Source organism: Actinomadura sp. BRA 177, assembly GCF_013372625.1.
In the GTDB taxonomy this organism is placed as follows: Bacteria; Actinomycetota; Actinomycetes; order Streptosporangiales; family Streptosporangiaceae; genus Spirillospora.
The window spans coordinates 1-7,040 of record NZ_JABXFD010000444.1; the positions used below are offsets into that span (position 1 = coordinate 1).

At 73.5% G+C, this 7,040-nt stretch carries 8 protein-coding genes; 6 read left to right on the forward strand and 2 right to left on the reverse strand.

The features are described 5' to 3' along the window. Together HUX53_RS26540 and HUX53_RS26545 are read left to right on the forward strand one after the other, a co-directional pair. The coding region (locus tag HUX53_RS26540) for a pyridoxal phosphate-dependent aminotransferase (RefSeq protein WP_176405948.1) at positions 1–851 on the forward strand (851 nt) is incomplete at its 5' end. A 285-nt stretch (positions 852–1,136) separates the two neighbouring features. Continuing rightward, positions 1,137–1,709: a hypothetical protein gene (locus HUX53_RS26545; protein ID WP_176405949.1), complete on the forward strand. Its 573-nt coding sequence runs from the start codon at positions 1,137–1,139 to the stop codon at positions 1,707–1,709. Positions 1,710–1,715: 6 nt separating this feature from the next. Here HUX53_RS26545 and HUX53_RS26550 read toward each other — a convergent pair whose 3' ends face one another. Beyond that, the gene (locus tag HUX53_RS26550; protein ID WP_176405950.1) at positions 1,716–3,320 is read right to left on the reverse strand and encodes a Na+/H+ antiporter; all 1,605 of its coding nucleotides are present in this window, start codon (positions 3,318–3,320) and stop codon (positions 1,716–1,718) included. A 224-nt stretch (positions 3,321–3,544) separates the two neighbouring features. Between HUX53_RS26550 and HUX53_RS26555 the strand changes: the two genes are divergently transcribed. Next, entirely contained in the window at positions 3,545–4,102 is a 558-nt protein-coding gene (locus tag HUX53_RS26555; protein WP_176405951.1) for a CGNR zinc finger domain-containing protein, read from the forward strand. Here the strand turns inward: HUX53_RS26555 and folP are convergent. Continuing rightward, entirely contained in the window at positions 4,099–4,938 is an 840-nt protein-coding gene (folP, locus tag HUX53_RS26560; protein WP_176405952.1) for a dihydropteroate synthase, read from the reverse strand. The genes HUX53_RS26555 and folP overlap by 4 nt on opposite strands. Positions 4,939–5,118: 180 nt before the next feature. Between folP and HUX53_RS26565 the strand changes: the two genes are divergently transcribed. The 3 genes from HUX53_RS26565 to HUX53_RS26575 all read left to right on the forward strand — a co-directional run. Beyond that, the gene (locus tag HUX53_RS26565) at positions 5,119–6,153 is read left to right on the forward strand and encodes a GDP-mannose 4,6-dehydratase (RefSeq protein WP_176405955.1); all 1,035 of its coding nucleotides are present in this window, start codon (positions 5,119–5,121) and stop codon (positions 6,151–6,153) included. Positions 6,154–6,185: 32 nt separating this feature from the next. After that, positions 6,186–6,449, forward strand: a complete 264-nt coding sequence (locus HUX53_RS26570; protein WP_176405953.1) for a ubiquitin carboxyl-terminal hydrolase 14 — start codon at positions 6,186–6,188, stop codon at positions 6,447–6,449. Then, a partial coding sequence (locus HUX53_RS26575; protein WP_176405954.1) for an MFS transporter occupies positions 6,449–7,040 on the forward strand: 592 nt, incomplete at its 3' end. The genes HUX53_RS26570 and HUX53_RS26575, both read left to right, overlap by 1 nt.

Consider the following 7,040-nt stretch of genomic DNA (forward strand, 5'->3'; position numbering starts at 1 on the left):
GACCAGGTCGTGCTCGCGCGCGGGGGCGGCAGGTCCGGGCGGTCGTGGTGACGCTGCCCGACAACCCGACGGGGACGCTGGCGTCGGCGGAGACGGTCCGGCGGCTGTGCGCGGTCGCGCGCGAGCACGACCTGGTCATCGTCTCGGACGAGATCTACCGCGACCTCGTGCACGAGCCGGGACGGACGGTGCCGAGCCCCGCCCTGTACGCGCCCGAGCGGACCGTCGTGACGACCGCGCTCAGTAAGAGCCTCGCGGCGGGCGGCTGGCGCCTCGGCGTCGCGCGGCTGCCCGACGGGCCGTTCGGCCGCGCGCTGCGCGACAGCCTTCTCGGCGTGGCGAGCGAGATCTGGTCGAGTGCCCCGGCCCCGATGCAGCACGCCGCCGCCTACGCCTTCGCCGAGCCGCCCGAGATCGTCGAGCACGTCGACCGCAGCCGGCGGCTGCACGCCGCGGTCACCGGCGCGGTCGCCGACCGGTTCGCCGCCGCGGGCGCGCGGGTCCGCCGCCCGGAGGCGGCCTTCTACGTCTACCCCGACTTCGGGCCGCTGCGGGACGTGCTGCGGGAGAACCACGGCGTCCGCACGGCGGGCGGCCTCACCGGCCTGCTGCTTGACCGCTACGGGGTCGGCGTCCTGCCGGGCAGCTCGTTCGGGGACGCTCCTTCCGCGCTGCGCATGCGCGTCGCGCCGAGCCTGCTCTACGGGGAGGACGACGAGCAGCGCCGCGCCGCGCTCGCCTCCCCCGCGCCCGCGTCCCTGCCCTGGATCGCCGGCGCCCTGGACCGGCTCAGCGAGGTGCTCGCCGACCTGACCGTGAGCGTCACCACAGGCGAGCCGGCGCTCGCCTGATGGGGGCGTGCCCGGCCCTTCGCGCGGCGGCTCAGGGGCCCGCCGCGTGCGGGGCCGGGCGCGTACCGTCACGCCTCCGGGAGGCGGCCGGGAACGGCCGCGCGGCGGTTGCCCGCCCGGCCCGACCGGCGCTGATAAGCGTGGTGTAAGGTCCAACGACGCACGGGGCGAACGTCACTAATCGACCAGCGGCAGGGCAATGGGCTTCCGGTTCTCCCTGCCCGTGGTAAACCCAGGACGAGCGCGAAGCCACGCGAGTGATGGAAGAAGGCGAGGGGGCCCGTCATGAGGCATGCACGGGACGGGGCTGCCGCGGCGATGAGCGCCGCCTCCAGGATCCTGGTCGCGCGGGGCAAGAACGAGCCGCAGGAGATGGAGAACCCCGACGTCGCGTGGGGCCAGCGGGCCCGGGACGGGGTGTGGGTGCCGACGCGGGACGGGCAGCGCATCCACCTCGGCATCGACGCCACCGCCGCCGACACGGTCGCGCAGGTGCTGCGGCCCAGCCTGCGGGTGTTCGTCGGCGTGGACGTCGACACCGACATCGTCGCGCAGACCACGGCCGGCGGGGTGCGGCTGCTCACGGTGATCCACGGGCCCGACGCCCCGCTGGAGTTCCGGTTCGCCGTCTCCCTGGCCGACGGCCTGGCGCTGGAGTCGATGCCGTCCGGCGGCTACGACGTCGTCCACCTGCGCTACGGCGCCACCGTGGGCCGGCTCTACAACCCGTGGGCGAGCGACTCGATGTTCCGCCAGGTGAAGGCCGACTACACGCTGGACGGCACGTCCGTCACGATGCGCGTCCAGCACACCGACGCCTACTACCCGGTCGTCGCCGACCCGCACTACGAGCGCTGACGCGGGCTAGGGCCGCGGCCGCTGGACGTTCAGCGGGTCCTCGAAGTCGAGTTCCCGGCCGATCTCGCGGAGCGTCTCGGCGCCGATCCGGCCGTTGCGGTAGAGGGTGCGCAGCTTGGCGCGCTGGGCCTTGACCAGTTCGCCGCGCACCCGCCGGCTGCTCGGCGGGCGCCTCCTGGCCGCGCCTTCCTCCGCGTCTTCGACGTCCTCCTTGTCCTGCTGGTCGAGGAAGTAGCGGACGCGTTCGAGCCGCAGTTCGAGCATCTGCCGGAACGCCTCGGCGGTCTGCTCGTCGACGTCCTCGTCCTCGGCCAGTTCCGCCAGCCGGGCCAGCGCCGCCTGCAGCCCGGCCCTGCGCGCGAGCATCGACTCGGCGCGCCGCCGGTCCGGCTGGACCAGGCCGAGGCGGCGCAGCAGGAACGGCAGCAGCGGCGCCTGCCCGACCAGCGTGACGAGGACGACCAGCGCGGCGAGCAGCACCAGCAGCCCGCGCTCGTCCCCCACCACGGTCGGCAGCGACAGCGCGATGGCCAGCGTGATCGCGCCGCGCATGCCGCCGAAGCCGATCACCAGGCGCTGCCGCCAGCCGACCCCCTGCTGGCTGCGCAGCCCGCCGGGCACCAGCCGGGCGAGCGGCCGGTTCCCCAGCTGCCACAGCACCCGCACGCCGATGACGACCGCGGACACCGCGACGGCCGCCGCCGCGACCAGGCCCCAGGTCTGCCCTCCGGGCTCGCGGAGAAACCCGCGGATCTCCAGGCCGAGCAGCACGAAGAGCGCCGACTCCAGCAGGAACGCCAGGATCCGCCAGAACATGCTGCCGACCAGCCGCGACGCCGGCTGCAGGACGCCCTCCCCGCGGGTGCCGATGAAGAACCCGGCGGTGACGGTCGCCAGCACCCCGGAGGCGCCGAAGTGGTCGGCGGGGACGAACGCGAGGTACGGGGTGGCGAGCGACACGATGATCTGGCTGACGGGGTCGGTGATCCAGCGCCGCACCCGGCGGACGACCACACCCACCACCAGCCCGTAGGCCACGCCGCCGAGGACGATCTGCGCCACCCGCGCCACCCCGTGCCCGACGCCGAAGTCGGTGCCGAGCGCCTCTACGGCGATCATGAAGATGGTCAGTGCGGCGCCGTCGTTGATCAGGCTCTCGCCCTCCAGGATGGTGACCATCCGGGGCGGCGCGCCGAGCCGCTGCAGCACCGCGGTCGCGGCCACCGGGTCGGTCGGCGACACGGCCGCGCCGAACGCCAGCGCGGCGGCCCACCCGACGTCCGGCAGCAGCGCGTGCACGGTCGCCGCCACCGCGACCGTCGTGACGGTGGTGAGCCCGAACGCCAGCGTGAAGATCGGCACGGCCTCGGCGCGGGCCTCGCGCGGCGCGGTGAAGAACGCCGCGTGGTACAGCAGCGGCGGCAGGAAGCCGAGCAGCACCACCTCGGGCGGGACGACGACGGCCGGCAGCGCGGGCACGAACCCGGCGGCCATGCCGAGCAGCACCAGCAGGATCGCGTCCGGCATGCGCAGCCGCCCGGCGAGCGCGCGGGCCAGCAGCACCACGACGGCCACGGCCAGGAAGACGATGAACAGACGGTCCTCCGCCACGGTCATGATCCTCACCGGAAACGCGGCCGGGTACGCGTTCCGGGCGGCGCCGTTTCGTGGAACGTTCCGGCCGGATCGGGCCACCGGACGCGCCGGTGCGTCCGGCCGGGGCGGCCGCCGCCGGGCGTGGTCCGGGTCATATGGTGGGGTGGACGGGCCGCGTTCCGGCCCCGGCGACGGCGCCGGGAGAACGACCGCCCCGGTCCCCCGAGACTGGAGTCATCGTGATCTTCACCCATGACACCGAGCACGCGCTCGCCGTCGTCGTCGACCTGATCAACACCGGCGCGGCCACGTCCGGCGCCGAGCGGCTCGGCGGGCTGCCGGGCCTGCGCGCCTTCGTGGAGCGCAACTCCTTCAGCGACGTCGGCGAGCTCACCGAGGCCGACCTGCTCCGCGTGCTGGACCTGCGCGCGCGGTTCCACGAGGTGTTCCGCGCCGGCGACGTCCCGTCCGCCGTCAAGCGGATCAACGAGATCGTCGGCGAGGTCCGCACCACCCCGCACCTGACCGACCACGACGGCTACGACTGGCACGTGCACTTCTTCGCGCCCGGCGCGCCGCTCGGCGAGCACCTGGCCGCCGACTGCGGCATGGCGCTGGCGTACGTGGTGGCGGCGGGCGAGCTGGACCGGCTGCGCACCTGCGAGGCGCCGGACTGCGCCCGCGTCCTGGTCGACCTGTCCCGCAACCGCTGCCGCCGCTACTGCGACAGCCGCACCTGCGGCAACCGCATGCACGTCGCCGCCTACCGCGCCCGCCAGCGCGAGGCAGCGCACTAGGCGCCGATGGCGGAGACCGCCTCCAAGGCTCGGCGGGCGGCGGCGGCGTCGTGGACGCGGAAGACGCGGGCGCCGAGCAGGGCGGAGACGCCGAGCACGGCCATGGTGCCGACGCCGCGCTTGTCGACGGGGCGGCCGAGCGTCTCGCCGATGAAGTCCTTGTTGGACACCGCGACCAGTACCGGCCATCCGGTGGCGGCCATCTCGTCCAGCCGCCGGGTGATCTCCAGGGACTGGCGGGTGTTCTTGCCGAAGTCGTGCGCCGGGTCGATGAGGATCGCGTCGCGCCGCACCCCGAGCGCGGCGGCGCGCTCGGCCTCGCCGGTGACGTGGGCGATGACGTCCGCGACGACGTCGCCGTAGCCGACCCGGTGCGGGCGGGTGCGCGGGTCGAGGGGGCCCGCGTGCGCGCAGACCAGCCCGATGCCGTGCGCGGCGGCCACCCCCGCGAGGCGCGGGTCGGGCCCGCCCCAGGTGTCGTTGAGCAGGTCCGCGCCGGCGCGGGCGACGGCCTCGCCCACCTCCGCACGCCAGGTGTCGACGCTGATCACGACGCGGGGGTGCCTTTCGCGGACGGCCGCGACGAGGTCCACCACGCGGCGCAGCTCCTCGTCGACGCCGACGTCGTCGCCGGGGCCGGCCTTCACGCCGCCGATGTCGACGATGTCGGCGCCGGCCTCCACGGCCCGGCCGACGGCGTCCAGGGCGGCGCCGAAACCGTAGGTGGCGCCCCTGTCGTAGAACGAGTCGGGCGTGCGGTTCACCACCGCCATGATCGCGTGGGGGCCGATGTCGCGCCCGTTCAGCCGCAGCGGCGGTACGTCCGGAGAGCTCATGATGGGTCTCACCGTGGCATACGGGCGTCCCGGCGGGCGAACCAGAAGTGAATTCGGTTCAAACGGCGCCCTCCCTCGTCATCGACGCGCCGCGGTCGGTAATCTCATAAATCACGCTCGCCCCGGGTTCACCCGCGGTGAGCCCCGCGTCGGACTTTTATTTCAGCCATGGAGGATCCGCTGTCCAGGCGAGCACTCATCACCGGCATCACCGGACAGGACGGCTCGTATCTGGCCGAGCATCTGCTTGCGCTGGGATACGAGGTCTGGGGCCTGGTGCGGGGGCAGGCGAACCCCCATGTGTCGCGGCTGCGCAAGCACATCGGCGACGTGCAGATCACCACCGGCGACCTGCTGGATCAGGGCAGCCTGATCTCGGCGGTGGAGCGGGTGCAGCCCGACGAGGTCTACAACCTCGGCGCGATCTCCTACGTCCCGATGTCGTGGCAGCAGGCCGAGCTCACCGCCGAGGTCACCGGCATGGGCGTGCTGCGGACGCTGGAGGCGATCCGCGTCGTGTCGGGCATCAGCCCGTCCCGCACGCCGGGCCGCGAGCAGATCCGCTTCTACCAGGCGTCGTCGTCGGAGATGTTCGGCATGGTCCGGGAGACGCCGCAGAACGAGAGGACCCCGTTCCACCCGCGCAGCCCGTACGGGGTCGCGAAGAGCTACGGGCACTACATCACGCAGAACTACCGCGAGTCCTACGGGATGTTCGCGGTCAGCGGGATCCTGTTCAACCACGAGTCGCCGCGCCGCGGCGCCGAGTTCGTGACGCGCAAAGTGTCGCTGGGCGCGGCGCGCATCAAGCTGGGCCTGGCCAAGGAGCTGCGCCTCGGCAACCTGGACGCGCGGCGCGACTGGGGCTACGCGGGCGACTACGCCCGCGCGATGCGGCTGATGCTCGCCCAGGACGCCCCGGAGGACTACGTCATCGGAACGGGCCAGACCCAGTCGGTGCGGGAGCTGGTGGAGTTCGCGTTCCGCACGGCGGGCCTGAACTGGGAGGACCACGTCGTCCTGGACGCCAAGTACACGCGTCCCGCCGAGGTCGACCTGCTGTGCGCCGACCCGAAGAAGGCCCGCGAGCAGCTCGGCTGGGAGCCGGAGATCACCTTCGAGGGCCTGGTGACCATGATGGTCGAGTCGGACCTGCGGCTGCTGTCGGAGTCGGCGCGCCCCGAGGACGAGCCGTTCAGCCCCGATCATTGGTGATCCGCTGACCGTCCGCGTGGCACGATGCAGACATGGCCACTTGTGAGCACGTGCAGTCGGTTCCGGCGGTCGACCCGTCCCCGAACACTCCGCAGGGATGCCAGGAATGCCTGGCGGAGGGCACGCGATGGGTGCACCTGCGGCTGTGCCTCGGCTGCGGTCATGTGGGCTGCTGCGACTCCTCCCCCATGCGGCACGCCACCGCGCACTTCCAGAAGGAGGGGCACCCGGTCGTCCGGTCGTTCGAGCCCGGCGAGGACTGGCGCTGGTGTTTCGTCGATGAACTGATCGTCTGATGCCGGACGTCCCCCTGCGCAGCGGCCCCGGACGCTGGATCCTGCTGGCGACCGTGCTGGGGTCGGGCATGGCGCTGCTCGACTCCACGGTCGTGAACGTGGCGCTCCCTGCGCTGGCGCGCGACCTGCACGCCGACATCGCCGGGCTGCAGTGGACGGTCAACGCCTACACGCTGACGCTCGCCGGGTTCATCCTGCTCGGCGGGTCGCTGGGCGACCGGTTCGGGCGGCGCCGGGTGTTCCTCATCGGCGTGGTGTGGTTCGCCGTCGCGTCGGTGCTGTGCGGGCTGGCCCCGAACATCGAGACGCTGATCGTGTCGCGGGCCCTGCAGGGCGTCGGCGGGGCGCTGCTCACCCCCGGATCGCTGGCGATCATCCAGGCGTCGTTCGCCGCCGACGACCGGCCCCGCGCGGTCGGCGCCTGGTCGGGCTTCGGCGGCGTCGCGGCGGCGATCGGGCCGTTCGCGGGCGGCTGGCTGGTCGAGGCGGCCGGCTGGCGGTGGGTGTTCCTGCTGAACGTGCCGCTCGCCGCCCTCGTGCTGCTGGCGCCGGTGCGGCACGTCCCCGAGAGCTGTCCCTTATACACCTCCC